The sequence below is a fragment of the Methylophilus sp. DMC18 genome (assembly GCF_056314005.1).
Genome location: NZ_JBQUZE010000003.1, coordinates 243,461 through 266,226 on the forward strand (window position 1 = coordinate 243,461; position 22,766 = coordinate 266,226).

The window sequence follows — 22,766 nt, forward strand, 5'->3', positions numbered from 1 at the left end:
ATGGGACAGAAAATTCATCCAATTGGGTTCCGTTTGAGCGTTCAGAAAAACTGGGCCTCACGTTGGTACTCTAACAGCCAGAACTTCCCTGCGATGTTGCAAGGCGACATCAAAGTGCGTGAGTTCTTGAACAAGAAACTGGCAAGCGCTGCTGTAAGCAAAATTATTATCGAGCGTCCGGCTAAAAACGCAAAAATTACAATTCACAGTGCCCGTCCAGGTGTTGTGATTGGTAAAAAAGGTGAAGACATCGAGTCTTTACGTTCTACTCTGCAAGGGTTGATGGGCGTGCCTGTTCACCTGAACATTGAAGAAGTGCGTAAGCCAGAGTTAGATGCTACATTGATCGCACAGTCGATTGCTCAGCAATTGGAAAAGCGTGTGATGTTCCGTCGTGCCATGAAACGCGCCATGCAAAATGCAATGCGTTTGGGTGCACAAGGCATCAAGATTATGAGTTCCGGTCGTTTGAACGGTATCGAAATTGCACGTACAGAGTGGTATCGCGAAGGTCGTGTGCCTCTCCATACACTGCGTGCTGATATCGACTATGGTGTGGCAGAAGCTTCTACCACCTACGGTATTATCGGGATTAAAGTTTGGGTATTCAAAGGCGAGATTTTCGGTGACAACGCTGCTGCTAATGCTGCGGTTGCCGATGCTGAGCCAGAGAAAAAAGTAAGAAAGCCGAGGGCTAAAGATGCTGCAACCAGCTAGACAGAAATACCGCAAGATGCAAAAGGGTCGTAATAAAGGCATTGCGACTACTGGTAACAAGGTAAGCTTTGGTGAATTTGGTTTAAAAGCGATTGGTCGTGGTCGTTTGACCGCACGCCAGATTGAAGCTGCCCGTCGTGTGATGACTCGTCACATTAAACGTGGTGGTCGCGTTTGGATCCGTGTGTTTCCTGACCAACCAATCTCTAAAAAACCAGCTGAAGTGCGTATGGGTAATGGTAAAGGTAGTGTTGATTACTACATCGCTCAAATTCAGCCAGGCAAAATGTTGTACGAGATGGATGGCGTGAGCGAAGAGTTGGCTCGCGAAGCTTTCAAATTGGCTGCTGCTAAGTTGCCAATTGAAACTACATTCATGACCCGTCAAATTGGCAGTTAAGGAGTAGTTAAATGAAAGCTTCAGAATTCAGAGCAAAATCGGCAGATGAGCTCAATAACGAGTTGGTAGAGTTGCGTCGTGCGCAGTTTTCATTGCGTATGCAATTGGCGACTCAACAATTGAACAAAGTGGATCAGCTGGCTAAAGTGCGCAAAGATGTTGCTCGCGTCAAGACCGTGCTGGCTGAGAAGGCGAAACAGGCATGATGACTGAAAAAGCGAAAGTTGTACGCAGTTTGACTGGCCGCGTCGTAAGCAACAAGATGGATAAAACCGTGACTGTGCTTGTCGAGCGTAAAGTGAAACACCCTTTGATTGGTAAAGTGGTTGTGAAATCGAACAAGTTCCATGCACATGATGAAAACAATGCATGTAACGAAGGCGATGTTGTGACGATCACAGAAACCCGCCCATACTCCAAGACCAAAACTTGGATCGTAAGCAAAATCGAAGCTAAATAAGGCTTCAAATATATAAAACCGGAAAAACGCTTGTCATAAGCGTTTTTTTGGTTGTATAATGTTGGACTTTTCGGTGCCCGCCTTAGTTGGCATGTAGCTGGCACCCCAATACTGACCGTGGTCTATTGGCCTTAACGTGTTTTTTGGGCGCAAGTTCAAAAAGCGGGCGGCTGGTAGTGGTTATAACGGATTAAGTTGGAGATTATTTCTCATGATTCAAATGCAATCTCGGCTGGAAGTGGCCGACAACACTGGTGCGCGTTCCGTTCAGTGTATCAAAGTCTTGGGTGGTTCCAAGCGTCGTTACGCCAGCATTGGCGACATCATCAAGGTCAGCGTGAAAGATGCTGCGCCGCGTGGTCGCGTCAAGAAAGGTGAAATCTACAACGCTGTGGTTGTGCGCACTGCTAAAGGTGTTCGCCGTCCAGATGGTTCGTTAGTTAAATTTGATGCCAATGCTGCAGTGTTGTTGAACAACAAGCTGGAGCCGATTGGTACACGTATTTTTGGCCCTGTGACACGTGAATTGCGTAGTGAGCGCTTCATGAAGATTGTTTCACTGGCGCCTGAAGTGTTGTAAGGCTTGGAGACAATCAAATGAGCAAAATTCGCAAAGGTGACCAGGTCATTTTGAATACAGGTAAAGATGCAGGCAAAACAGGTACTGTTTTGAGCGTCTTGCCAAGCGGCCATGTAGTGGTTGAAGGTTTGAATGTAGTGAAAAAACACACTCGTCCTAACCCCATGCGTGGTATCACTGGTGGCATCATCAGCAAGGAAATGCCGGTTGACGGCTCCAATGTGGCGATTTACAACGCTGCAACACAAAAAGCTGATCGTGTTGGTTTTAAGGTACTGGAAGATGGTCGCAAGATTCGTGTATTCAAATCTAGCGGCGAGTCTATCGACGCATAGGAATAAATATGGCACGTTTAAAACAGTATTATAACGATACAGTAGTGGCCAAATTGACAGAACAATTTGGTTATACCTCTCCAATGCAGGTGCCTCGTATCGAAAAAATTACCCTGAACATGGGTGTGGGCGAAGCCGTTGCTGACAAGAAAGTCATGGAAAATGCGGTGTCTGATATGCAGAAAATTGCCGGTCAGAAACCTATTGTGACCAAGGCTAAAAAGTCTGTGGCTGCATTTAAAATCCGTGATGACTATCCTGTTGGTTGTAAAGTAACTCTGCGTCGTGAGCGCATGTATGAGTTTCTGGATCGCCTGATCACTGTGGCTATTCCACGTATCCGTGACTTCCGTGGTATTTCCGGCAAATCATTTGATGGCCGTGGTAACTACAACATGGGTGTAAAAGAGCAGATCATTTTCCCGGAAATCGAGTACGACAAGATCGATGCGCTGCGCGGGATGAATATCACAATTACCACAACAGCAAAAACAGACGAAGAAGCGAAAGCTCTTTTGGCTGCGTTTAGTTTCCCTTTCAGAGGTTAAGTCATGGCAAAAGTATGTATGACAGAGCGCGAGCAAAAGCGTCGCGAAACCGTTAAAAAATTTGCAGCTAAACGAGCTGAATTGGTTGCTACTGTGAATGACCAGTCTGCCAGTGTTGAAGATCGCATGGCTGCACGTTTGAAATTGCAAAGTTTGCCACGTAATTCCAGTCCTGTTCGCACACGTAATCGTTGTGCTTTGACTGGTCGTCCACGTGGTGTGTTTAGTAAATTTGGTATCGCACGTAACGAGTTGCGTAAATTGATGATGGCTGGTCACGTACCAGGTGTCACCAAGGCCAGCTGGTAACGGAGGAATAGAACATGAGTATGAGTGATCCGATTGCCGATATGTTGACCCGTATTCGTAACGCGCAACGTACGAATAAAACAACCGTTTCAATGCCTGCTTCCAAGTTGAAGGGTGCAATTGCAAATGTGTTGAAAGATGAAGGTTATATCGACGATTTCAACGTTCAAAACAATGACGGTAAGCCAGTTTTGAACATTAGCCTGAAATATTACGCAGGTCGTCCAGTGATTGAGAAGATCGAGCGCGTATCCAAGCCAGGTTTGCGTGTTTATAAAGGTAGCGAAAATCTGCCTAAAGTAATGAACGGTTTGGGTGTGACGATTGTTTCAACATCCAAAGGCGTGATGACCGATCGTAAAGCACAAGCTGCCGGTATTGGTGGCGAAGTTCTGTGCATCGTGGCCTAAGGAGAATCAATATGTCACGTGTTGCTAAAAATCCGATTGCAATTCCTGCGAAAGTAGAAGTTGTAATCTCAGCCTCAGAAGTCGCGGTGAGCGGCCCTTTGGGTAAGTTGACTCAAGCGTTGTCTGCTGATATTTCAGTGGTTCGCGAAGGTGAGCAGTTGTTGGTTCAAACGAATGGTGAAACACAGCATGCAAGAGCGATGTCAGGTACAACCCGCGCATTGCTGGCCAATATGGTGCAAGGTGTTTCTGCCGGGTTTACCCGTAAGCTGTCACTGATCGGTGTGGGTTACAAAGCCAATGCTCAGGGTTCTACCTTGAACCTGGAGTTGGGCTACTCCCACCCAATCAACCATAAAATGCCTGAAGGCGTGACTGTACAGACACCTACTCCTACTGAAGTAGTGTTGACAGGCGCCAACAAGCAAGTGGTTGGTCAAGTGGCTGCTCAAATTCGTGCTTACCGTGCACCAGAGCCTTATAAAGGTAAAGGTGTTCGTTATGCGGACGAAGTGGTGGTCATCAAAGAGACCAAGAAAAAATAAGTAAGACACTTGTAGGTTACAGCTCCTAATTAGAAGCTCGCCTGAACAGTGATTCAACATTAAAGGTAAATTCAATGAAAAACGTAAATAACCGCTTGCGCAGAGCACGTAAAACCCGTGCCAAAATCGCCGAGTTGAAAGTGACACGTTTGAGTGTACATCGCACCAACACCAATATCTACGCACAGATTATTGCTGAAACTGGCGATCGCGTGTTGGCGAGTGCATCCACCGTTGAGGCTGAAGTGCGTCAACAACTGAAAAATGGCGGCAACATCGAAGCTGCAACCCTGATTGGTAAGCGTATTGCTGAAAAAGCAGCAAAAGCAGGTATTACCACTGTTGCATTTGATCGTTCAGGCTACAAGTATCACGGTCGTATCAAGGCTTTGGCTGACGCTGCCCGTGAATCTGGTCTCAAATTCTAAGGGTGAGATAAAGAATGGCTAAAGATATTGAACAACAGCAGCAAACTGACGGTTTGCGCGAAAAGATGATTACCGTTAACCGTGTAAGTAAAACGGTTAAAGGTGGTCGCATCATGAGCTTCGCTGCGCTGACCGTGGTTGGTGATGGTGATGGCGCCGTTGGTATGGGTAAAGGTAAAGCACGTGAAGTGCCTGTGGCTGTACAAAAAGCCATGGACGAAGCCCGTCGCAGTATGGTTAAAGTGAACCTGAACAATGGCACATTGCACCATGCAGTGACCGGTGTTCACGGTGCCGCTAAAGTGCTGATTCAGCCAGCTTCTGAAGGTACCGGTATTATTGCTGGTGGCGCAATGCGTGCGATCTTCGAAGTAATGGGTGTGACTAACGTCGTTGCAAAGAGTATTGGTTCAACCAATCCTTACAACCTGGTTCGCGCGACCTTGAATGGTCTGGCATCCATGAATACACCGGCTGAAATCGCCGCTAAACGTGGTAAGACCGTAGAAGAAATCAGAGGTTAATCATGGCTAAAGCAAAAAAAGAAAGCGCTACTTTGAAAGTGACGCTGGTAAGAAGTTTGATTGGTCGTATTGAAGCACACAAAGCTACTGTTCGTGGCTTGGGTTTGCGTCGTATGCACCACACTGTAGAAGTGCAGGACACTCCTGAAATTCGCGGCATGATCAACGCTGTGAGTTATCTTTTGAAGGTTGAATAATCATGCAATTAAACACGATTAAGCCTGCTGCAGGCGCAAAAAAAGCACCTCGTCGTTTAGGTCGTGGGATTGGTTCTGGCTTGGGTAAAACTGGTGGCCGTGGTCACAAAGGTCAAAAATCCCGTGCTGGCGGTTTCCATAAAGTAGGTTTTGAAGGCGGTCAAATGCCTTTGCAACGTCGCTTGCCTAAACGTGGTTTTAACTCCCTGACTCATGCAGACACCGCACGTATTCGTACTAGCGAGTTGGCTTTGGTTGATGCTGAGGTGGTTGATATCTTGGCATTGAAAGCAGCGAAATTGGTTCCAGCTGCTGTGAAGGCAGTGAAAGTCTATCTGTCTGGTGAAGTTTCAGCCAAGGTGCAAGTGCAAGGGTTGTTGTTGACCAAAGGTGCTAAGGCAGCCATTGAAGCAGCTGGCGGCAAAGTGCTGGAAGTATAAACGTAGTCAAAAGAGAGTATCAGCTTGGCACAGGATAATATCTTAAGTTCCGTTGGCAAACTTGGCGAATTAAAAAGCCGTTTGTGGTTCTTGTTGGGTGCATTGGTGGTTTACCGCCTCGGTGCACATATTCCAGTGCCAGGCATTGATCCTACGGTGTTGAAGCAGTTGTTCGACACGCAGAAAGATGGCATTTTGGGCATGTTTAACATGTTCTCCGGTGGGGCGCTGTCGCGTTTTACCGTATTTGCCTTGGGGATCATGCCCTACATTTCTGCGTCGATTATTATGCAGTTGCTCACGGTGGTTTCACCACAGTTGGAGCAGCTGAAAAAAGAAGGTGAAGCTGGTAGACGCCAGATCACGAAGTACACGCGTTACGGCACGGTATTGTTAGCGACTTTCCAGGCGCTGGGTATTGCGATCGCACTTGAAGGTCAGGCTGGTCTGGTATTGGATCCTGGCTTTGCTTTCCGCATCACTGCAGTTACCACACTGGTGGCCGGGACGATGTTCCTGATGTGGTTGGGTGAGCAGATTACCGAGCGTGGCATTGGTAATGGTATTTCTATCATTATTTTTGCCGGGATTGTAGCGGGCTTGCCGCATGCAATTGGTAGCACCTTGGATTTGGCTAAAACAGGCGCATTCTCTATTCCATTAGTGATGTTCCTGTTTGTGGCAGTGATTTTAGTGACAGCGCTGGTGGTTTTTGTTGAGCGCGGTCAACGCAAAATCACAGTGAATTACGCAAAGCGTCAGGTTGGTAACCGCATTTACGGCGGTCAATCGACGCATTTGCCTTTGAAGCTAAATATGTCTGGTGTGATTCCACCGATTTTTGCTTCAAGTATTATTTTATTCCCGGCTACTTTAGCTGGTTGGTTTGGTAGCAGTGAGCACATGTATTGGCTCAAGGACGTCAGTGCAAAACTGTCGCCTGGTCAGCCCTTATATATCTTGTTGTTTGCTGCAGCGATTTTGTTTTTTGCTTTTTTCTACACGGCATTGGTGTTCAATCCCAAGGAAACTGCAGATAACCTGAAGAAGAGTGGCGCATTTGTGCCAGGTATTCGCCCAGGTGAGCAAACCGCAAAATATATTGACCGCATCATGGGTCGTTTGACATTGATTGGTGCGCTGTACATTACGCTGGTTTGTTTATTGCCAGAGTTTTTAGTGTTGAAATTTAATACCCCGTTCTATTTTGGTGGAACTTCATTGTTGATTATCGTTGTTGTGACGATGGACTTTATGACGCAGGTGCAATCTCATCTGATGTCGCAACAGTATGAAGGCTTGCTGAAAAAGGCAAACTTTAAGGGGACGGGTAAGTAGAAGATGGCAAAAGAGGATCGCATTGAGATGCAGGGGGAGATTGTTGAAAATCTCCCGAATGCAACTTTTAAAGTGAAACTGGAAAATGGTCATACAGTACTTGGTTACATTTCAGGCAAAATGCGTATGCATTACATCCGTATTCTGCCAGGTGACAAAGTCACGGTTGAGATGACCCCTTATGATTTAACCCGTGCGCGAATTACATTCCGCGCAAAGTAAGTGAATTAATTAAAGGAAAGTAAGATGAGAGTTCGCGCATCAGTTAAAACATTATGCCGTAACTGTAAAGTCGTAAGACGTCGCGGTGTTGTTCGCATTATTTGTACTGACCCACGTCATAAACAACGTCAAGGTTAATGGTAAACAATTGCTTGTGAGAGCATAGTGAAGCTGATATAATATGCGGCTTTTCTTTTCTACGCACAAGTTTGATCGTGAAAAACGATTGATTATTGGAGTTTAAGTATGGCTCGTATTGCCGGGGTAAATATCCCAAACCACAAACATGCAGAAATTGCGTTGACCTCTATTTATGGTATTGGTCGCGATACTGCGCAGAAGATCTGTGCTGCAGCTGGTGTTTTAACTACTGTAAAGGTTAAAGACTTGAGCGATGCAGAAGTAGAGAAGCTGCGTGACGAAGTGGCTAAATACACTGTAGAAGGTGATTTGCGTCGTGAAGTGACCATGAATATCAAACGTTTGATGGACTTGGGTTGCTACCGCGGTATTCGCCATCGTCGTGGTTTGCCAGTGCGCGGTCAGCGTACCAAAACCAATGCGCGTACACGCAAAGGTCCGGTTAAAGCGATCAAACAAGCTAAATAATCTTTATTGAACAAAAGTAAATATTAAGGACAGTACAACATGGCAAAAGCTAATGTACGCGTTAGAAAAAAAGTTAAAAAGAATATTGCCGAGGGTATTGCCCACGTGCACGCTTCTTTTAACAACACGATTATCACGATTACCGATCGTCAAGGCAATGCATTGTCATGGGCTACTTCCGGTGGTCAAGGTTTTAAAGGTTCACGTAAGAGTACTCCATTTGCTGCTCAGGTAGCTTCTGAGGTGGCTGGTAAAGCCGCTCAGGAGTCTGGTGTGAAGAATCTGGAAGTGCGTATTAAAGGGCCAGGTCCAGGTCGTGAATCTGCTGTGCGTGCGTTGAATGCTGCTGGTTTCAAAATCACTAGCATTACGGATGTGACCCCGGTACCTCATAACGGTTGCCGTCCACCGAAAAAACGCAGAATTTAATTCATTTCGCTGTCACAGATTAGCGAATCGATTACTGGAGAACTATTTTGGCTAGAAATTTAGACCCTAAATGCCGTCAATGCCGTCGTGAAGGTGAAAAGCTGTTTCTGAAAGCAGAAAAATGCTTTACAGACAAATGCGCGATCGAAAAGCGCAACTTCGCACCAGGTCAGCATGGTCAACGCCGTAACTCACGTTTGTCAGACTATGGTGTCCAACTGCGTGAGAAACAAAAAGTACGTCGTATCTACGGCGTATTGGAAGGTCAATTCCGTACTTACTACGCGGAAGCTGACCGTCAAAAAGGCATTACTGGTGAGAGCCTGTTGCAGTTGCTGGAGTCCCGTTTGGACAACGTTGCATACCGCATGGGTTTGGCTGGTTCTCGCTCAGAAGCACGTCAAGTGGTCCGTCATAACGCTATTTTGGTTAACGGCAAGCGCGTAAACGTTCCTTCCTATCAAGTGAAGGCTGGTGATGTGATTTCTGTGGCTGATAAAGCAAAAACACAATTGCGTATTAAAGCAGCTGTTGAAGCAGCTGAGCAGCGTGGTTTCCCTGAGTGGTTGGAAGTCGACGTCAAAGCATTGTCTGGTAAGTTTAAGGCTAAACCTCAGCGTGATGAGTTGCCTGCTACCATCAATGAATCATTGATCGTTGAATTGTATTCTAAGTAATCGCTTAGTCTAGGCTAAGGTTTATTTTTTAATACCCAATTACTTCAAGGAATTGTATGCAAAATAACCCTACAGATTATTTGAAGCCACGTGTTGTTGACGTTGAAGTGATAACGCCACTCCGCGCACGTGTGACTTTGGAGCCAATGGAACGTGGCTTTGGCTATACCTTGGGTAATGCGTTAAGAAGAGTCTTGCTCTCTTCCATTCCGGGTTTTGCCATTACTGAAGTAAAAATTGATGGTGTCGTACATGAGTACTCCACTATCGAAGGTGTGCAAGAAGATGTTGTTGATATCTTGCTCAACCTCAAAGGTGTTGCTTTAAAACTGCACAACAAAACTGAAACCATTCTGGTTTTGAGCAAAAGCGGTGAAGGGATTGTGACAGCGGGTGATTTTGAAGTGGGTCATGATGCTGAGATTGTGAACCCAAATCATATCCTTGCTAACATCACTAAAGGCGGTAAGCTGAACCTGGAAGTGAAAGTTGAAATGGGTCGTGGTTATCAACCTGTCCCAGCGCGTCAAAAAGCCAACGATGAAGACCGTGTGTTGGGCTTCATGATGGTGGATGCGTCTTTCAGCCCGATCAACAAAGTCAGCTATCATGTTGAAAGTGCCCGTGTTGAGCAGCGTACTGACCTCGACAAGCTGATTATGGATGTGGAAACCAACGGTATCATCGAGCCTGAGCAGGCGATTCGTGATGCTGCACGTATCCTGATTGGTCAGTTGTCTGTATTTGCGAACCTGGAAGGTGCTTCTGCTGACGTTGAAGTGAAAGCAGCTCCACAGGTAGATCCTATCCTGTTGCGTCCAGTAGATGATCTGGAATTGACAGTACGTTCTGCCAACTGCCTCAAAGCAGAAAACATTTTCTACATTGGTGATCTGATTCAGCGTACTGAAAACGAATTGCTGAAGGCGCCTAACCTGGGTAGAAAATCATTGAATGAAATTAAAGATGTGTTGGCCTCCAAAGGCTTAACACTGGGAATGAAGCTGGAAAACTGGCCACCTGTTGGCTTGGAAAAAGCTTAATTTCTAATAAGATAAATACTTAAGGAAATTACTATGCGTCACGGTAATAGCAATCGTAAATTGAACAGAACCAGCAGCCACCGTGCTGCCATGTTCCGCAACATGGTGACCTCTTTGCTGCGTCACGAAGTGATCAAAACAACTTTGCCAAAAGCAAAAGAGCTGCGTAAGTACGCTGAGCCTCTGATCACTTTAGGTAAAACACCTACACTGGCAAACCGTCGTTTGGCGTTCAGCCGTCTGCGTGACCGTGACATCGTTGGTAAACTGTTCGGTGAACTGGGTCCACGTTACAATGCACGCAATGGTGGTTATCTGCGTATTCTGAAATGTGGTTTCCGCAACGGTGACAATGCGCCTATGGCGTTTGTTGAGTTGGTAGGCCGTCCAGAAGTTGCAGAAGCACCAGCTGCAGAGTAAGTTCTGACGCATCAATAAAAAAGCCAGCAATCGCTGGCTTTTTTATTTGGTACGATGCGATAACAGCCATTGACTGACTTGTTCGCTATTAAAAGGCCAAGCCAGTATATTCTCCTGATCTGACGTGTTTTCTAACAATACTGGAATGCTGATTTGATAGCGTTCTAGCAATTTTTCATCTTCAATAATGTCTACGTATTGGTAAGGCAGTTTTAAGGCCTGCAAAATACGCTCTGCATCCTCACAGAGATGGCACCCAACGGTGCCAAATAATATCAATGGCTTTTGCATAAAAGTCTAGGTAGTGTCATCAACGCTTTGTACAATAATACCTGCAAAAAATAACGGCTGCTCAATATTGGATCCTGCATGACAGAAATTCACGAACATGATGAAAAAGTAATTGAAGGCAAAGAAAGCCTCAGTGAGACTTTGCAGCAAGTGATCCATTTATTGGGTAAACACAAGCTGGTTGAGCATGTTGTGCATAGGCAGGATATGCCGAATCATGATCTGGTTGAGACGCTGGTACACAAGCAGAATTTAAATGTGCTGCAGCACAAATTGGATCAGCTACATCCGGCCGACGTTGCCTATATCTTGGAATCGCTGCCATTAGACGATCGTTTAATGGTTTGGGACCTGGTAAAAGCAGAACGTGATGGCGAGATTTTGCTCGAAGTATCCGATGCGGTGCGCCAGACGCTGATTGCTGACATGGATAGCGAAGAGTTGCTCGCCGCCGCCGAGCAGCTTGATACCGATGAGTTGGCTGATCTTGCGCCTGATTTACCTAAAGATGTATTGCAGGACTTGCTGTATAGCCTGGATACACAGCATCGTGAGCGTTTGCAGTCTGCGCTGTCTTATCCTGATGATACGGTCGGTTCGATCATGGATTTTGATATTGTGACCATTCGGGACGATATCACGCTGGAAGTGGTCTTGCGCTATCTCCGCAGGTTACCTAAGTTTCCCGACCATACCGACAAGTTGTTTGTCATTAATCGCGATGACATCCTGCAAGGGGTGTTGCCACTCAAGCGTATTATTCTGAATGATCCGGAGACCAAAGTCGGCGATATCATGTCTACCGATGCTGTGGTGTTTCACCCTGAGGATATGGCGGACCAGGCGGCGATGGCGTTTGAACGTTATGACCTGGTGACTGCCCCGGTGGTAGATAATAATCGCAAGCTGGTCGGCAGGATTACCGTGGATACGGTGATGGATATCATTCGTGAAGAGGCAGAGGCGGATATGCTGTCTTTGGCTGGTTTGCGCGAAGAAGAAGACTTCTTTGCTTCTATCTGGAAGTCGGTGCAAAACCGTTGGGCGTGGTTGGCAATTAACTTGGTGACGGCGCTGGTTGCTTCCCGAGTCATTGGCTTGTTTGAGGGTAGTATTGAGCGAATTGTTGCGTTGGCTGCACTGATGCCGATTGTTGCCGGCATAGGCGGCAATTCCGGCAACCAAACCACCACCATGATTGTACGCGGTCTGGCTTTGGGGCAGATTTCTGGCTATCACATGAAGTCTCTGTTGCAAAAAGAGATGGGCGTGGCTTTGCTGAATGGCTTAATCTGGGGCAGTGTGCTCGGCCTGATCGCTTTTTGGCTCTATCATAGCGCGGCCTTGGGGCTGGTCATGATGTCAGCGATGACTCTTAATTTGTTGTTGGCGGCCATTATTGGCGTCACCATTCCTTTGGTGATGAATAAACTGGATCGTGACCCCGCCGTGGGATCCAGCGTCCTCATTACGGCAATCACCGACAGCGGCGGCTTTATGATTTTTCTCGGCCTGGCCACCATCTTCTTGTTATAAGCGGTAATACATGGATAGCGATATTGATATTCTCTGGAAAGAAATTGCGCACGACCTGAGCTCGGTGTCGGCGTTATGGCAATTATTCATCATTGGTGCCGTGCTTGCTGTCAGCGGGCTGTTAAATCTGCACTTACGCAAGCAAATTGCGGCAGGGCGCGTAAACATCGTGTACAAAATACTACTGGGCGGAATTGAGCGGCTGTTTTTTCCTCTGGTCGCATTTTTAATGTTACTGATTACCCGGCTCAGCCTGGAGCATTGGATGCATGTGGGGCTGATCAAGCTGTCAGTGCGCATGCTGCTGGCGATGGTGGTGATTCGCAGTTTTGTTTATGTATTGCGTTATGTCTTTTCACCTGGCGCCTGGCTGCATTCGTTTGAGCGCGTGATCGCCTGGTGTGTCTGGGTCATTGTTGCTTTGCATATCAGCGGTTTTCTCGATCCGGCATTGCAGGTTCTCGAAGACGTGAAATTCACTGTCGGCAAGCAGAAGCTGAACCTGTTGTTGCTGCTTCAAGGCAGTCTGACCATCATCATTACCATGCTGGTGGCATTGTGGCTGAGCCGCATTATTGAGATGCGCTTGATGGCTGCTACCAATATCAATGGCAACTGGCGCGTGATTATGGTCAAGTTGGTGCGCATGGTGGCGATTGTGATTGCCTTGCTGATGTCCATGGCGGCGGTGGGCATAGATGTCACCATGTTGTCCGTCTTTGGCGGCGCGCTCGGTGTTGGGTTGGGGTTTGGCTTACAAAAGATCGCCAGTAACTACGTGAGCGGCTTTATCATTTTGATGGATAAGTCTCTGCACATGGGTGACCTGATTACCATTGGGGAGCATCATGGTATTGTGCAAGAGTTGCGCTCTCGTTACATGATCCTGCAGAAGCCCGATTCGACAGAAATCATCATTCCTAACGAGAAGATGATTACGGATGTGGTAATCAATCATACCTCTGCAGTACATACAGCCAAGGTGCCTATTCCTATTCAGATCTCCTATGAAAGCGATCTTGATCTGGCAATACAGTTATTAAAAGAAATCGGCAGAACACATGAGCGCACCATACAGCATGATACGGCGGTAGATGTGACAATCAAGTCATTTGGTCAGAACGGCATTGATTTAGTATTGGCGGTTTGGGTTCCAAATCCTGAGGAAGGGACAGCCAAATTACAAAGTGACATTTATTATGAGATTTGGCGGCGCTTTAAAGCCAATAATATTCGGATTCCATATCCACAGCAGGAGGTCCGTATTATTTCCTCTTCAAACGCTGTTAATGGCGATGAATAAACTATGAATCACGGCCAATAAAAAAGCCTGCATATGCAGGCTTTTTTATTAAACATTTGAAACTAAAATTATTTTAATTTAGTTTCTTTGTACATGACATGCTTGCGAGCAACTGGATCAAATTTTTTGATCTCCATTTTCTCTGGCATGGTACGTTTGTTTTTAGTGGTGGTATAGAAATGACCTGTACCAGCACTGGATTCCAATTTGATTTTTTCACGCATGATATTGTCCTTTGCTCACTAGTGCTGCGAGTTAGATTTTTTCGCCAGCAGCGCGCAAATCAGCCAATACTGCATCGATACCATTTTTGTCGATGGTACGCAAAGCGGCGTTAGTAATGCGCAGGCTTACCCAGCGGTTTTCGCTCTCAACCCAAAACTTACGGTTTTGCAAGTTAGGCAAGAAACGACGTCTTGTTTTGTTTTGTGCGTGGGAAACGTTGTTACCCACCATTGGTTTTTTACCGGTTACCTGACATACACGTGCCATGGTTGTCTCCAAATACTTTTATCTTTTCAGAAAGAGCGAGATTATAGATTGAAATCTATGATCAAAGCAAGCAATTATTGCAACTTTTCAAATAATTAGTGCTTGCCTGTGCTGCCAAAGCCGCCTTCACCGCGCTCACTGCTGGTAAATTCATCCACGATATGAAAATCTGCCTGCACTACCGGCACAATCACCATCTGCGCGATCCGTTCCATCGGGTTCAAAATAAACGGTTCTTTACTGCGGTTCCAGCACGAGACCAGCAGCTGCCCCTGGTAGTCAGAGTCAATCAGGCCTACTAAGTTGCCCAATACGATGCCATGTTTATGGCCCAAGCCAGAGCGCGGCAGAATCATGGCAGCGTAATAAGTGTTATCGATATGAATCGCCATACCAGTTGGGATCATGATGGTCTCCCCCGCTTGTATGGTTTGCGTATGTTCAATACACGCTCTTAAATCCAGCCCTGCAGACCCAGGTGTCGCGTAACTTGGCATCATATGATGCAAACGAGGATCAAGGATTTTAAGGTCTACGGTAATTGACATGCGACTGGCTCCAGAAACTGATTGCGCTATTAAACACGAAATGGCGTCGAAAATCACTAATCGCGGCAAGGCTATTCAATAAAAAAGCCAGCGGATGCTGGCTTTTTAAGCGGCGCTTAATGGATTAAAACTTGTACTGAGCGCTCAAGCCCAGCAAATAATTGCGACCAGCGGCAGGCTCAAAGAATAAGCCATTGCCATCATTGACGCGTACCGCCCCTATATAATTTTTGTCGGTGATGTTTTCAAGGCGCAAATATTCTTTAAATCTCCAGTTGCTGAGGGTTTGCTCGAAACCTGCACGCACATTGAAGATTGTGTAAGAAGGCGCTTTGTCGGAGTTGATGTCGTTGACATACACCTGGCTATTGTAGCGGCCTTCCAGGGCCGAGAAGAATCCCAGCGCAGGATGTCTCCATGCAAGTTCGCCATAAACTTGTGACTTGTAAGTACCTGGAATGCGGTTGCCAGCGTTCACTGTTCCTGTTGTCCCAGCTGCATTAATCACAGTGGTGAATGGATCTTCAAATTTTGCATTGAGCAGGGTATAGGATGCGAAGGCTGTAATATTGTTTTCAAGATTAGCATCTAGCGAAGCTTCAATCCCGGTACGTTTTGTATGCCCTGCATTTTGGTAGCTTGATCTGCCGGAGACTGTCTGTCTGGTAACGATTTCGTTGTCAGTATCCACCTTAAATAGCGTTAGGTTCGCTCTGACGTTATCAGTAATAAAGGCTTTAGCACCTAACTCAATATTACGGCTTTCGGCAGCTTTCAAGGTAAGGTTGGGTTTACTGGCAACACCTGTAGTCACATTGTCGAAAGCAGCTTCAATAAATGTCGGTGTTTCAAAGCCCTTGCCAAAGTTGGCATACAAGTTAATTTTTTCATTGGCTTTCCATATCACGCCAATGACAGGCGTTGTTTTTTGATAGTCAACTGAGCCACTGTTATCACCATTCACACTTAATAGCTGGTCTTTGACCTGCAGTCTGACTTTTGTATGGCGTGCGCCTGCATGAATGTCCAATGTTGGACTCAGGCTCAAGTTGGTTTGAATGTATTGATCGAAGTTGCTGACCTCGTTGACTTCATCCCGATTGAGGCTATTGACATTAAAACCATTGTTCAGAATATTCGTATCCAAACGATCATCAGAAGATTTTCCATAGGTCATCCCCAAACTCAGCTTGTAAGGAAGATTGGCCAAATAACCGCTATTGTCCCATCTTGCATCTGTGCCGTAGAACTCTCTATTAATTGTACTCAATCTTGCGCAGGTGCCACGAAGTGGATCAGATGAACTACAAAAGTTTGTGGCTGAGCCTGATCCACGTAAAACAGTAGCTGTTGCAGTTGTTGTTAAAATTTGCGCATTATTTCTGTTGCCAACGTAGGGCGTGACTGTGATTTTATTATTTGCGTTAAACGCATGCTCAATATTAAATCCCACTTGGGTGTGGTCTCTTTTCACACTGGTATTAGCGAATAAAGCAGCGGGGACCACGTCTTTACGTGTTGAGTTTGAGAATGCACGCGCACGATCCAATCCCAGAGGGTCCTGTGCTTCCTGATCGAACCAGTTAACTAAAGTGGTGACTTTGGTATCTTCTGTGAGGTTGAATTTGAATTTGGCAGTAGCCATCTGCTTGTTGCTTGCGCTATTCGCTCTGTAACCATCAGACTCAAAGTTAGAAACATTCAGCATGTATTCCATCCCTTCAAGCTGGCCGGAGGCTTCGAGGATGTTGCGTTTGGTGTCATAGCTGCCAAACATTGCGGTTGCACCTAGTGTTGGCGTTGCAGGGGCATCTTGGGTGAACATTTGAATTACGCCACCGGACGAGTTGCCGTAAAGCGAAGAGAATGGCCCGCGCATGACTTCTATACTTTTAATTGCTGACAGGTCAACTACGCCGGGTTGGCCTTGGCCATCTGGCATGGTCAGCGGGATGCCGTCGACATAAATACGAATGCCGCGCACCCCAAACGATGAACGTGCACCAAAACCCCGGCTGGAAATTTGTGGATCTTGCGCCTGCTGCGTGCGATTTTGCGCGGTAATGCCAGGTACGCGAATCAGACTTTCCGAGAGGTTGATTTGCAGTTGGCCATCTTTGATGTTTTTTTGCTCTACGACGTCAATCGCGACCGGGAGGTCAAAGCTGTTTTGTGCTTGTCGGGTGGCTGTGACCACAATCGGAGACAGGGTGACGGCTTTTTCTTCATCTGCCAATCCACTGGTTGGGGCGGTGAAGGCGGTTGCGATGGCCATCGATAAAGGCGTGAAGCGGAATACGCGCATGTTCAAACTTTCTACTTAAAATCGAATCGCGCGATTGTAAGCTGTGCGTAAGCTTTCCCTCCTCAGTATTTTCATGAAAATACTGAGGAGGCCTGAAGATATTTAATGTGGATCAAGTCTCGCATGCAGGTGGCAGAGAATCTCGAACGCGATATTGATTTTTTCATCAGCTTGCAGGGGTGTTTCAGCTTGATCATCTATGATGGTCACCGTGTTGTGGTCGCTGCCCATGGCCGAATTGGCATGATTCGCCACAATCATGGGAATCCGCTTCGCCAGCCGTTTTTGTCGGGCGTGTTCGAGTATTTGTTCTGACTCTGCTGCAAAACCGACACAATAAGGCGGATTAGGCAAGGACGCGATATCTGCCAGAATGTCTTTGTTTTTGATCAGCGCTAAGGTGAGTGTAGACTCACTCTTTTTCAGTTTCTGTTCTGATATTTGTTGTGGCCGGTAGTCGGCCACGGCGGCGACGGCAATAAATACATCTTGGTTGGCTATATGCTGCATCACGGTTTGATACATCTCACCGGCGCTGCCCGCGAAGCAGGCTTGGCTGACTTCGGGAGGCGTGACTTGATGGTGACCATAGACTAGCGTGACCGTTGCGCCCATGCGGGTGGCGGCTTGCGCCAGAGCAAAGCCCATTTTGCCACTGCTCAGGTTGGTGATGCCACGTACCGGATCCAGCATTTCCATGGTCGCACCTGCGGTTATCAGGATGTTTTTTCCAGCCAATAACTTGGGTGTGAAAAAACGGGTGAGGGCCTCCAGCAGGTGATCCGGCTCCAGCATTCTGCCTTGTCCGACTTCGCCACATGCCTGCTCACCGCTATCCGGCCCCAGGACGGTGACGCCATCTTGCCTGAGTTGTTGCACGTTGCGCTGGGTCGCCGCATTCTCCCACATTTGTCTGTTCATGGCGGGTGCAACCAGAAGTGGGCACTCACGTGCAAGGCATAAGGTGGAGAGCAGGTCGTTGGCAAAGCCATGCGCCAGTTTGGCCATAAAATCGGCACTGGCTGGTGCAACCAGGATGGCATCTGCCTGACGGCTGAGCTCAATGTGCGGCATGCCATTGGCGATACGCTGATCCCAGCTATCTATAAACACAGGTTGCCCGGACAAGGCTTGCAAGGTGGTTGGGGTGATAAAGTGGGTGGCTGCTTCAGTCATCACCACTTGTACACGGTGGCCTTGTTTAATCAGCAAGCGCACCAATTCTGCTGTTTTGTAAGCAGCGATGCCGCCAGTGACGCCCAGTAGAATATTTAAAGGTTTTGCGTAGATCGCGTTCATGGCAAGTATTTTAACTGCAAAAGCGCGCATCGAAGCATTTTTGAGCGCCGCCGGCTGTCTTTAAACATGTTAACATCTATCCATCCTTTGGGTGGCAGGCATGATAAAGACAGTCCGAATTTTCTTTTGGGTAGTAGTGGTGAGTGCGGCTTTATTGCAGCTTTGGCAAGAGTACGAAGTCCTGCAATGGCGGCATCCGCTCAAGGTGGCTTTATATCCGGTCAATGCCGATGGCTCTGCGACTTCAGCCGCGTATATTGCCAGTTTGCGGGCTGAGGATTTTGAACAGTTGGCGGCCTTTTTCTCGCGGGAGGCTGCCAAATATCAATTGCCCTTGAGGCGGCCAATCACGTTTTATCTTGGCCCGGAAATTCATCAGGTGCCGCCTGCGCCACCTGCAGTGAGTGCGCCGTTGCATGAGATTATTTTGTGGAGTCTGCAATTTCGCTGGTTTGGCTGGCGGCATCAGCCGGAGGTTGGTGTCCCGCTAGACATCAAGTTGTATTTGCTCTATCACGATCCGGCCCGGCAACGGCATTTACGTCACTCCACCGCCTTGCACAAAGGCCGCATCGGCCGTGTCAATTTGTTTGCCGAAAACAGCCAGCACTCTGTGAATGCTGTCATTGTGGCGCATGAGCTGCTGCATACCCTGAGTGCCACAGATAAATACGACCTCAACACCCATCAGCCCCAGTTTCCGCAAGGATATGCAGAGCCCTATGCCCAGCCGCTGTATCCGCAATCCATGGCCGAGCTGATGGCGGGCCAGATCCCTCAATCTGCGCAAACCTCGCGCATGGCAAAAAGTTTGGATGAAGTGGTGATTGGTCGACCGACAGCACGTGAGATCGGTTGGCTGCATTAGGCGATAAAGGGGGGCAACATGGCAATTACAGATTGGCCGGAACAGGAACGGCCACGCGAAAAATTGCTGCGCACCGGCGCAGTGTCATTATCGGACGCAGAATTATTGGCGATTTTCTTGCGTGTTGGGGTGGCTGGTAAAACCGCTGTGGATTTGGCGAGAGAGTTGTTGCAACATTTTCATAGCCTGAATGGCGTGTTTTCAGCAGATCTTAAACAGATGTCACGGGTGTCTGGCATGGGGGTGAGTAAATATTGCCAGTTGCAGGCGGTGCTGGAAATGAGCAAGCGGGCCTTGGGCGAAACCTTGCAGCAAAATGACAGTTTTCGCTCGCCACGCCAGGTGAAGGATTATTTGCAGTTACAACTGTCGGCCTTGCAGCGCGAAGTGTTTGGTATTTTGTTTTTAGATGCGCAAAATCGGCTGATCGCCTATGAAACCTTATTCGAAGGCAGCTTGATGCAAACCAATGTTTATCCGCGTGAGGTGGTTAAACGCGCGCTGGCGCTCAATGCGGCCGCGGTGATCCTGAGCCATAATCATCCCGGTGGGGTCGCCAGTCCGAGTCGAGCCGATGAGCAATTAACCCACAGTTTGAAAGAAGCGTTGATGCTGGTGGATGTGAAAGTGCTGGATCACATTATCGTCGCCAAGCAGGAGACGTTTTCTTTTAGCGAACAGGGGATGATTTGAAGCTGATCTGCTGAAGGCTGGGAGTGGTGGGTGCTAACGGGGTCGAACCGCTGACATTCGCCTTGTAAGGGCGACGCTCTACCAACTGAGCTAAGCACCCGTGCCTTGCAACGAAGCGCGCATTATACCGAAACTCTTTTTTAGTGCAAGCAGTTGCCCGGAATAAATGTGAAAGACTGCAGATGTTGACGCGGCTGATGGATCACCCGAAACCGTCAAGGACGATTCAGGCGCAAGGATGGTGGCTTTAGGTGGTGAGTCGTTTGGTGATGTTAACTAACTGTAGCGAAATATCGGCGATGCCGGTTTTACGCTTAAAAGCCATTTCAGCCAGGAGTGAATAAGCCTGGTCTTCGCTGAGATCGCGCTGATGCATGAGAATGTCACGCGCGCTATCCACCAACTTCTGGTCTTCAAGACTCAGAATGTCGCGTGGAACGGGAGGCATGCCAGAAGCCATAACAGAATTGGGTGGTCTCATTGATCGTTTAATCAGATTATTACTGCTAGAGTTTTAGCAAACTGTATGCCAGCTGGATAAGCTTTGATAACAATATGATTCTAATCAGGAAACAGGCGGGACCTTTCTTTTTTGATGGCGGTGCTGTTCTAACTAGTCTGCACCACCGCAGTGCAGTTGCACCAGTTCGCAAGGGGGAGTGGGCCTGTGTAGAGTTTTGCGCAGATGAGCGCTTTTTGTTACAGTGCAGAGATTAAAAAAGGGAAGAAATGGCATGTTAAAAGGGTTGTTGGGGCAGGTGTTTTGGGGATTGCTGGCACTCTTGGGGGCTACCGCTTTTGCACAAATTGCCTGGTGGCGTGGAGAAACATTGAATGCACTGTGGCTGATCACGGCGGCAGTGTGTGTTTACCTGATTGCCTATCGTTTTTATGCGGCCTGGATTGCGGTCAAAGTGCTGAGTATTGATGCCACCCGGGCCACGCCGGCCGAGCGGTTGAATAATGGCCGCGATTATGTGCCCACGCATCGCTGGGTGGTCTTCGGTCATCACTTTGCGGCCATTGCCGGGCCAGGTCCTTTGGTTGGGCCTACCCTGGCTGCACAATTCGGATTTTTGCCAGGCACCTTATGGATACTGATCGGGGCCGTGCTGGGCGGCGCAGTGCAGGATATGGTCACGCTGTTTTTATCTACCCGCCGCGATGGCCGCAGTCTGGGGCAAATGGCGCGAGATGAAATCGGCGCTATTGGTGGAACCGCCGCCATGATTGCAACGTTGGTCATCATGATTATTTTGATCGCAGTGCTGGGTCTGGTCGTGGTCAACGCCATGAAACACAGCCCCTGGGGCACGTCGACGGTTGCCGCGACCATTCCTATTGCCATGGTCGTCGGTGTCTATATGCGTTATCTGCGTCCGGGTCGTGTGCTTGAGGCGTCGTTGTTGGGCGTCGCTTTGCTGCTTGGTTCAGTGGTGTTGGGTGGCTGGGTTGATCATCATCCGACCCTGGCGGCGCTGTTTGACCATGAAGGCTTGCCATTGGCGTTTAGCGTGATTGCCTATGGCTTTGCCGCGGCTGTGTTGCCGGTGTGGTTGTTGCTGGCCCCCCGCGATTATTTATCGACTTATATGAAGCTGGGCACGGTCATGATGCTGGCTGTGGCGATTTTATGGTTACGGCCCGAGATACACATGCCCGCGATCACACCGTTTATTGATGGTACGGGACCGATTTTTGGCGGCAAGTTGTTTCCGTTTGTGTTTATTACGATTGCCTGCGGCGCGATTTCTGGCTTTCATGCCTTGATTGCCAGCGGTACCACGCCCAAGCTGATTTCCAGTGAGGGCGATATCCGCATGATCGGTTATGGCGCCATGTTGCTCGAGAGTTTTGTTGCCATCATGGCCATGATCGCGGCAACGGTGTTGGAGCCTGGCGTCTATTTTGCGATTAACAGCCCGGCAGGCGTGGTCGGTAAAGAGGCGCTGGATGCTGTGAATACCATCAGCAGTTGGGGCTATCCAGTCACGGTGGAACAGATGCAGCATCTGGCAAGTGCGATGGGGGAAACGACCTTGTTTGCCCGCACCGGGGGCGCACCTAGCCTAGCGGTGGGCATGGCCAGTATTCTGGGCACGGTATTCGGGGAGCATTTGCTGGCCTTGTGGTATCACTTCGCCATCATGTTTGAGGCGATCTTCATTCTCACCACGCTCGATGCAGGCACACGCGTGGGTCGCTTTATGCTGCAAGATGTGTTGGGTAACTTGCATCCCAAGTTAGGGGAAACCTCCTATACGCCGTCAGTGGTGTTAACCAGCGCGTTGATCGTCTCTGGCTGGGGTTATTTCCTCTATATCGGGGTGATTGACCCGAATGGCGGGGTCAATATTTTATGGCCGCTGTTTGGGATAGCCAACCAGATGCTGGCCGCGATTGCCTTGTCGGTTGCCACCGGGATCTTGATCAAGTCTGGCCGCGCGAACAAAGCCTGGATCACTGCGTTGCCCTTGGTCTGGTTGCTGGTGGTGACCACCAGTGCGGCTTACGAGAAGATTTTTAGTCAGGATATCCGGGTCGGTTTTTTTGCGGCTGCGAATGATTTGGCGCAGAAGCTGTCTACAGGGGTATTGCCGCCAGAAAAGGCGGCTGTTGCGCCGCAACTGATTTTTAACCAGCAGTTAGATGCCTGGCTCACCTTGTTTTTTGTGACCATGCTGTGGGTGGTGGTAGTGGATATGGTCAGGATGAGTAGACGTAGCCTGGCCGGTTTGCCCGTGAGTGCAAGTCATGAAGCGGCGTACGTGGCGACTAAACTGGGCTAGAGGAGGAACAT

General features: G+C 48.0%; 34 protein-coding genes and 1 tRNA gene. 27 read left to right on the plus strand and 8 right to left on the minus strand.

What is annotated here, in order from left to right; genetic code table 11:
• The 22 genes from rpsC to rplQ all read left to right on the plus strand — a co-directional run bounded on the left by rpsC (nt 1) and on the right by rplQ (nt 10,631).
• On the plus strand, nt 1-717 hold the full coding sequence (gene rpsC / locus ACT53G_RS08115; protein ID WP_194748730.1) for a 30S ribosomal protein S3: 717 nt from the start codon (nt 1-3) through the stop codon (nt 715-717).
• Nucleotides 701-1,117, plus strand: a complete 417-nt coding sequence (gene rplP, locus ACT53G_RS08120; RefSeq protein ID WP_055827127.1) for a 50S ribosomal protein L16 — start codon at nt 701-703, stop codon at nt 1,115-1,117. The genes rpsC and rplP overlap by 17 nt, the downstream gene beginning before the upstream one ends.
• An 11-nt stretch (nt 1,118-1,128) precedes the next feature.
• Nucleotides 1,129-1,323 carry a 50S ribosomal protein L29 gene (rpmC, locus tag ACT53G_RS08125; protein WP_194748729.1) on the plus strand — a complete coding sequence of 65 codons (195 nt, stop codon included), beginning with the start codon at nt 1,129-1,131 and terminating at the stop codon, nt 1,321-1,323.
• Nucleotides 1,320-1,577, plus strand: coding sequence for a 30S ribosomal protein S17 (rpsQ, locus tag ACT53G_RS08130; RefSeq protein ID WP_275356359.1), 258 nt, complete (start codon nt 1,320-1,322; stop codon nt 1,575-1,577). The genes rpmC and rpsQ overlap by 4 nt, the downstream gene beginning before the upstream one ends.
• A gap of 211 nt (nt 1,578-1,788) precedes the next feature.
• Complete coding sequence (gene rplN / locus ACT53G_RS08135; RefSeq protein WP_018986269.1) at nt 1,789-2,157, plus strand: 50S ribosomal protein L14; 369 nt, start codon at nt 1,789-1,791, stop codon at nt 2,155-2,157.
• 17 nt (nt 2,158-2,174) lie between these two features.
• A complete protein-coding gene (gene rplX, locus ACT53G_RS08140) occupies nt 2,175-2,492 on the plus strand; it encodes a 50S ribosomal protein L24 (RefSeq protein WP_194748728.1) in 318 nt (105 codons plus the stop codon).
• 8 nt (nt 2,493-2,500) lie between these two features.
• Nucleotides 2,501-3,040, plus strand: coding sequence for a 50S ribosomal protein L5 (gene rplE / locus ACT53G_RS08145; RefSeq protein WP_194748727.1), 540 nt, complete (start codon nt 2,501-2,503; stop codon nt 3,038-3,040).
• 3 nt (nt 3,041-3,043) lie between these two features.
• Nucleotides 3,044-3,349 carry a 30S ribosomal protein S14 gene (rpsN, locus tag ACT53G_RS08150; RefSeq protein WP_194748726.1) on the plus strand — a complete coding sequence of 102 codons (306 nt, stop codon included), beginning with the start codon at nt 3,044-3,046 and terminating at the stop codon, nt 3,347-3,349.
• 14 nt (nt 3,350-3,363) lie between these two features.
• Complete coding sequence (rpsH, locus tag ACT53G_RS08155; RefSeq protein ID WP_194748725.1) at nt 3,364-3,759, plus strand: 30S ribosomal protein S8; 396 nt, start codon at nt 3,364-3,366, stop codon at nt 3,757-3,759.
• A gap of 11 nt (nt 3,760-3,770) precedes the next feature.
• A complete protein-coding gene (gene rplF / locus ACT53G_RS08160) occupies nt 3,771-4,304 on the plus strand; it encodes a 50S ribosomal protein L6 (protein WP_194748724.1) in 534 nt (177 codons plus the stop codon).
• A gap of 74 nt (nt 4,305-4,378) precedes the next feature.
• Nucleotides 4,379-4,732, plus strand: coding sequence for a 50S ribosomal protein L18 (gene rplR / locus ACT53G_RS08165; protein WP_194748723.1), 354 nt, complete (start codon nt 4,379-4,381; stop codon nt 4,730-4,732).
• Nucleotides 4,733-4,746: 14 nt separating this feature from the next.
• Nucleotides 4,747-5,256, plus strand: a complete 510-nt coding sequence (gene rpsE / locus ACT53G_RS08170; protein WP_018986262.1) for a 30S ribosomal protein S5 — start codon at nt 4,747-4,749, stop codon at nt 5,254-5,256.
• 2 nt (nt 5,257-5,258) lie between these two features.
• Entirely contained in the window at nt 5,259-5,453 is a 195-nt protein-coding gene (rpmD, locus tag ACT53G_RS08175) for a 50S ribosomal protein L30 (RefSeq protein WP_019881237.1), read from the plus strand.
• A 2-nt stretch (nt 5,454-5,455) separates the two neighbouring features.
• On the plus strand, nt 5,456-5,893 hold the full coding sequence (gene rplO, locus ACT53G_RS08180) for a 50S ribosomal protein L15 (RefSeq protein WP_275356358.1): 438 nt from the start codon (nt 5,456-5,458) through the stop codon (nt 5,891-5,893).
• A 24-nt stretch (nt 5,894-5,917) separates the two neighbouring features.
• Nucleotides 5,918-7,231, plus strand: coding sequence for a preprotein translocase subunit SecY (gene secY / locus ACT53G_RS08185; protein WP_018986259.1), 1,314 nt, complete (start codon nt 5,918-5,920; stop codon nt 7,229-7,231).
• A gap of 3 nt (nt 7,232-7,234) precedes the next feature.
• A complete protein-coding gene (gene infA, locus ACT53G_RS08190) occupies nt 7,235-7,453 on the plus strand; it encodes a translation initiation factor IF-1 (protein WP_194748721.1) in 219 nt (72 codons plus the stop codon).
• 24 nt (nt 7,454-7,477) lie between these two features.
• Nucleotides 7,478-7,591 carry a 50S ribosomal protein L36 gene (rpmJ, locus tag ACT53G_RS08195; RefSeq protein ID WP_081620790.1) on the plus strand — a complete coding sequence of 38 codons (114 nt, stop codon included), beginning with the start codon at nt 7,478-7,480 and terminating at the stop codon, nt 7,589-7,591.
• 108 nt (nt 7,592-7,699) lie between these two features.
• Nucleotides 7,700-8,062 (plus strand): 30S ribosomal protein S13, encoded by a 363-nt coding sequence (gene rpsM, locus ACT53G_RS08200; protein ID WP_194748720.1) that lies wholly within the window; start codon nt 7,700-7,702, stop codon nt 8,060-8,062.
• A gap of 39 nt (nt 8,063-8,101) precedes the next feature.
• On the plus strand, nt 8,102-8,491 hold the full coding sequence (rpsK, locus tag ACT53G_RS08205) for a 30S ribosomal protein S11 (RefSeq protein WP_018986256.1): 390 nt from the start codon (nt 8,102-8,104) through the stop codon (nt 8,489-8,491).
• A 47-nt stretch (nt 8,492-8,538) separates the two neighbouring features.
• Complete coding sequence (gene rpsD / locus ACT53G_RS08210) at nt 8,539-9,168, plus strand: 30S ribosomal protein S4 (RefSeq protein WP_194748719.1); 630 nt, start codon at nt 8,539-8,541, stop codon at nt 9,166-9,168.
• Nucleotides 9,169-9,224: 56 nt separating this feature from the next.
• Nucleotides 9,225-10,211, plus strand: a complete 987-nt coding sequence (locus ACT53G_RS08215; protein WP_194748718.1) for a DNA-directed RNA polymerase subunit alpha — start codon at nt 9,225-9,227, stop codon at nt 10,209-10,211.
• 33 nt (nt 10,212-10,244) lie between these two features.
• Entirely contained in the window at nt 10,245-10,631 is a 387-nt protein-coding gene (gene rplQ / locus ACT53G_RS08220) for a 50S ribosomal protein L17 (protein WP_476169137.1), read from the plus strand.
• Between the two features lie 42 nt (nt 10,632-10,673).
• Here rplQ and ACT53G_RS08225 read toward each other — a convergent pair whose 3' ends face one another.
• The gene (locus tag ACT53G_RS08225; RefSeq protein WP_338655395.1) at nt 10,674-10,922 is read right to left on the minus strand and encodes a glutaredoxin family protein; all 249 of its coding nucleotides are present in this window, start codon (nt 10,920-10,922) and stop codon (nt 10,674-10,676) included.
• Between the two features lie 78 nt (nt 10,923-11,000).
• Between ACT53G_RS08225 and mgtE the strand changes: the two genes are divergently transcribed.
• The gene (mgtE, locus tag ACT53G_RS08230; RefSeq protein ID WP_194748715.1) at nt 11,001-12,458 is read left to right on the plus strand and encodes a magnesium transporter; all 1,458 of its coding nucleotides are present in this window, start codon (nt 11,001-11,003) and stop codon (nt 12,456-12,458) included.
• 10 nt (nt 12,459-12,468) lie between these two features.
• Nucleotides 12,469-13,761, plus strand: coding sequence for a mechanosensitive ion channel family protein (locus ACT53G_RS08235; RefSeq protein WP_476169138.1), 1,293 nt, complete (start codon nt 12,469-12,471; stop codon nt 13,759-13,761).
• A gap of 68 nt (nt 13,762-13,829) precedes the next feature.
• Here the strand turns inward: ACT53G_RS08235 and rpmG are convergent, their stop codons facing one another.
• The 5 genes from rpmG to coaBC form a co-directional block, all read right to left on the minus strand.
• Nucleotides 13,830-13,985, minus strand: coding sequence for a 50S ribosomal protein L33 (gene rpmG / locus ACT53G_RS08240; protein ID WP_013441158.1), 156 nt, complete (start codon nt 13,983-13,985; stop codon nt 13,830-13,832).
• A 31-nt stretch (nt 13,986-14,016) separates the two neighbouring features.
• Nucleotides 14,017-14,253: a 50S ribosomal protein L28 gene (rpmB, locus tag ACT53G_RS08245; RefSeq protein WP_018986249.1), complete on the minus strand. Its 237-nt coding sequence runs from the start codon at nt 14,251-14,253 to the stop codon at nt 14,017-14,019.
• Nucleotides 14,254-14,348: 95 nt separating this feature from the next.
• Nucleotides 14,349-14,801, minus strand: a complete 453-nt coding sequence (gene dut, locus ACT53G_RS08250) for a dUTP diphosphatase (protein ID WP_194748713.1) — start codon at nt 14,799-14,801, stop codon at nt 14,349-14,351.
• Between the two features lie 124 nt (nt 14,802-14,925).
• Entirely contained in the window at nt 14,926-17,106 is a 2,181-nt protein-coding gene (locus ACT53G_RS08255) for a TonB-dependent receptor family protein (RefSeq protein ID WP_476169139.1), read from the minus strand.
• Between the two features lie 102 nt (nt 17,107-17,208).
• Complete coding sequence (gene coaBC, locus ACT53G_RS08260; RefSeq protein WP_379074633.1) at nt 17,209-18,405, minus strand: bifunctional phosphopantothenoylcysteine decarboxylase/phosphopantothenate--cysteine ligase CoaBC; 1,197 nt, start codon at nt 18,403-18,405, stop codon at nt 17,209-17,211.
• Between the two features lie 100 nt (nt 18,406-18,505).
• On the opposite strand from coaBC, the gene ACT53G_RS08265 reads away from it, so the two are divergent.
• Both ACT53G_RS08265 and radC read left to right on the plus strand, forming a co-directional pair.
• Nucleotides 18,506-19,273 carry a hypothetical protein gene (locus tag ACT53G_RS08265; RefSeq protein ID WP_275356353.1) on the plus strand — a complete coding sequence of 256 codons (768 nt, stop codon included), beginning with the start codon at nt 18,506-18,508 and terminating at the stop codon, nt 19,271-19,273.
• An 18-nt stretch (nt 19,274-19,291) separates the two neighbouring features.
• Nucleotides 19,292-19,966: a RadC family protein gene (gene radC / locus ACT53G_RS08270; RefSeq protein WP_338655367.1), complete on the plus strand. Its 675-nt coding sequence runs from the start codon at nt 19,292-19,294 to the stop codon at nt 19,964-19,966.
• A gap of 24 nt (nt 19,967-19,990) precedes the next feature.
• Here radC and ACT53G_RS08275 read toward each other — a convergent pair.
• Together ACT53G_RS08275 and ACT53G_RS08280 are read right to left on the minus strand one after the other, a co-directional pair.
• Nucleotides 19,991-20,066, minus strand: a tRNA-Val gene (locus ACT53G_RS08275).
• Nucleotides 20,067-20,213: 147 nt separating this feature from the next.
• A complete protein-coding gene (locus ACT53G_RS08280; RefSeq protein WP_228518840.1) occupies nt 20,214-20,414 on the minus strand; it encodes an ANTAR domain-containing protein in 201 nt (66 codons plus the stop codon).
• A gap of 286 nt (nt 20,415-20,700) precedes the next feature.
• Here ACT53G_RS08280 and ACT53G_RS08285 point away from each other — a divergent pair, with 286 nt between their 5' ends.
• Nucleotides 20,701-22,755: a carbon starvation CstA family protein gene (locus tag ACT53G_RS08285; protein ID WP_379074637.1), complete on the plus strand. Its 2,055-nt coding sequence runs from the start codon at nt 20,701-20,703 to the stop codon at nt 22,753-22,755.
• Nucleotides 22,756-22,766: the final 11 nt, after the last annotated feature.

Bases quoted from the DNA above. Each gene is read 5' to 3' on its own strand.
- rpsC (WP_194748730.1), top strand. From the start codon at position 1: ATGGGACAGAAAATTCATCCAATTGGGTTCCGTTTGAGCGTTCAGAAA.
- rplP (WP_055827127.1), top strand. From the start codon at position 701: ATGCTGCAACCAGCTAGACAGAAATACCGCAAGATGCAAAAGGGTCGT.
- rpmC (WP_194748729.1), top strand. From the start codon at position 1,129: ATGAAAGCTTCAGAATTCAGAGCAAAATCGGCAGATGAGCTCAATAAC.
- rpsQ (WP_275356359.1), top strand. From the start codon at position 1,320: ATGATGACTGAAAAAGCGAAAGTTGTACGCAGTTTGACTGGCCGCGTC.
- rplN (WP_018986269.1), top strand. From the start codon at position 1,789: ATGATTCAAATGCAATCTCGGCTGGAAGTGGCCGACAACACTGGTGCG.
- rplX (WP_194748728.1), top strand. From the start codon at position 2,175: ATGAGCAAAATTCGCAAAGGTGACCAGGTCATTTTGAATACAGGTAAA.
- rplE (WP_194748727.1), top strand. From the start codon at position 2,501: ATGGCACGTTTAAAACAGTATTATAACGATACAGTAGTGGCCAAATTG.
- rpsN (WP_194748726.1), top strand. From the start codon at position 3,044: ATGGCAAAAGTATGTATGACAGAGCGCGAGCAAAAGCGTCGCGAAACC.
- rpsH (WP_194748725.1), top strand. From the start codon at position 3,364: ATGAGTATGAGTGATCCGATTGCCGATATGTTGACCCGTATTCGTAAC.
- rplF (WP_194748724.1), top strand. From the start codon at position 3,771: ATGTCACGTGTTGCTAAAAATCCGATTGCAATTCCTGCGAAAGTAGAA.
- rplR (WP_194748723.1), top strand. From the start codon at position 4,379: ATGAAAAACGTAAATAACCGCTTGCGCAGAGCACGTAAAACCCGTGCC.
- rpsE (WP_018986262.1), top strand. From the start codon at position 4,747: ATGGCTAAAGATATTGAACAACAGCAGCAAACTGACGGTTTGCGCGAA.
- rpmD (WP_019881237.1), top strand. From the start codon at position 5,259: ATGGCTAAAGCAAAAAAAGAAAGCGCTACTTTGAAAGTGACGCTGGTA.
- rplO (WP_275356358.1), top strand. From the start codon at position 5,456: ATGCAATTAAACACGATTAAGCCTGCTGCAGGCGCAAAAAAAGCACCT.
- infA (WP_194748721.1), top strand. From the start codon at position 7,235: ATGGCAAAAGAGGATCGCATTGAGATGCAGGGGGAGATTGTTGAAAAT.
- rpmJ (WP_081620790.1), top strand. From the start codon at position 7,478: ATGAGAGTTCGCGCATCAGTTAAAACATTATGCCGTAACTGTAAAGTC.
- rpsM (WP_194748720.1), top strand. From the start codon at position 7,700: ATGGCTCGTATTGCCGGGGTAAATATCCCAAACCACAAACATGCAGAA.
- rpsK (WP_018986256.1), top strand. From the start codon at position 8,102: ATGGCAAAAGCTAATGTACGCGTTAGAAAAAAAGTTAAAAAGAATATT.
- ACT53G_RS08215 (WP_194748718.1), top strand. From the start codon at position 9,225: ATGCAAAATAACCCTACAGATTATTTGAAGCCACGTGTTGTTGACGTT.
- rplQ (WP_476169137.1), top strand. From the start codon at position 10,245: ATGCGTCACGGTAATAGCAATCGTAAATTGAACAGAACCAGCAGCCAC.
- ACT53G_RS08225 (WP_338655395.1), bottom strand. From the start codon at position 10,922: ATGCAAAAGCCATTGATATTATTTGGCACCGTTGGGTGCCATCTCTGT.
- mgtE (WP_194748715.1), top strand. From the start codon at position 11,001: ATGACAGAAATTCACGAACATGATGAAAAAGTAATTGAAGGCAAAGAA.
- ACT53G_RS08235 (WP_476169138.1), top strand. From the start codon at position 12,469: ATGGATAGCGATATTGATATTCTCTGGAAAGAAATTGCGCACGACCTG.
- rpmG (WP_013441158.1), bottom strand. From the start codon at position 13,985: ATGCGTGAAAAAATCAAATTGGAATCCAGTGCTGGTACAGGTCATTTC.
- rpmB (WP_018986249.1), bottom strand. From the start codon at position 14,253: ATGGCACGTGTATGTCAGGTAACCGGTAAAAAACCAATGGTGGGTAAC.
- dut (WP_194748713.1), bottom strand. From the start codon at position 14,801: ATGTCAATTACCGTAGACCTTAAAATCCTTGATCCTCGTTTGCATCAT.
- ACT53G_RS08255 (WP_476169139.1), bottom strand. From the start codon at position 17,106: ATGCGCGTATTCCGCTTCACGCCTTTATCGATGGCCATCGCAACCGCC.
- coaBC (WP_379074633.1), bottom strand. From the start codon at position 18,405: ATGAACGCGATCTACGCAAAACCTTTAAATATTCTACTGGGCGTCACT.
- ACT53G_RS08265 (WP_275356353.1), top strand. From the start codon at position 18,506: ATGATAAAGACAGTCCGAATTTTCTTTTGGGTAGTAGTGGTGAGTGCG.
- radC (WP_338655367.1), top strand. From the start codon at position 19,292: ATGGCAATTACAGATTGGCCGGAACAGGAACGGCCACGCGAAAAATTG.
- ACT53G_RS08280 (WP_228518840.1), bottom strand. From the start codon at position 20,414: ATGCCTCCCGTTCCACGCGACATTCTGAGTCTTGAAGACCAGAAGTTG.
- ACT53G_RS08285 (WP_379074637.1), top strand. From the start codon at position 20,701: ATGTTAAAAGGGTTGTTGGGGCAGGTGTTTTGGGGATTGCTGGCACTC.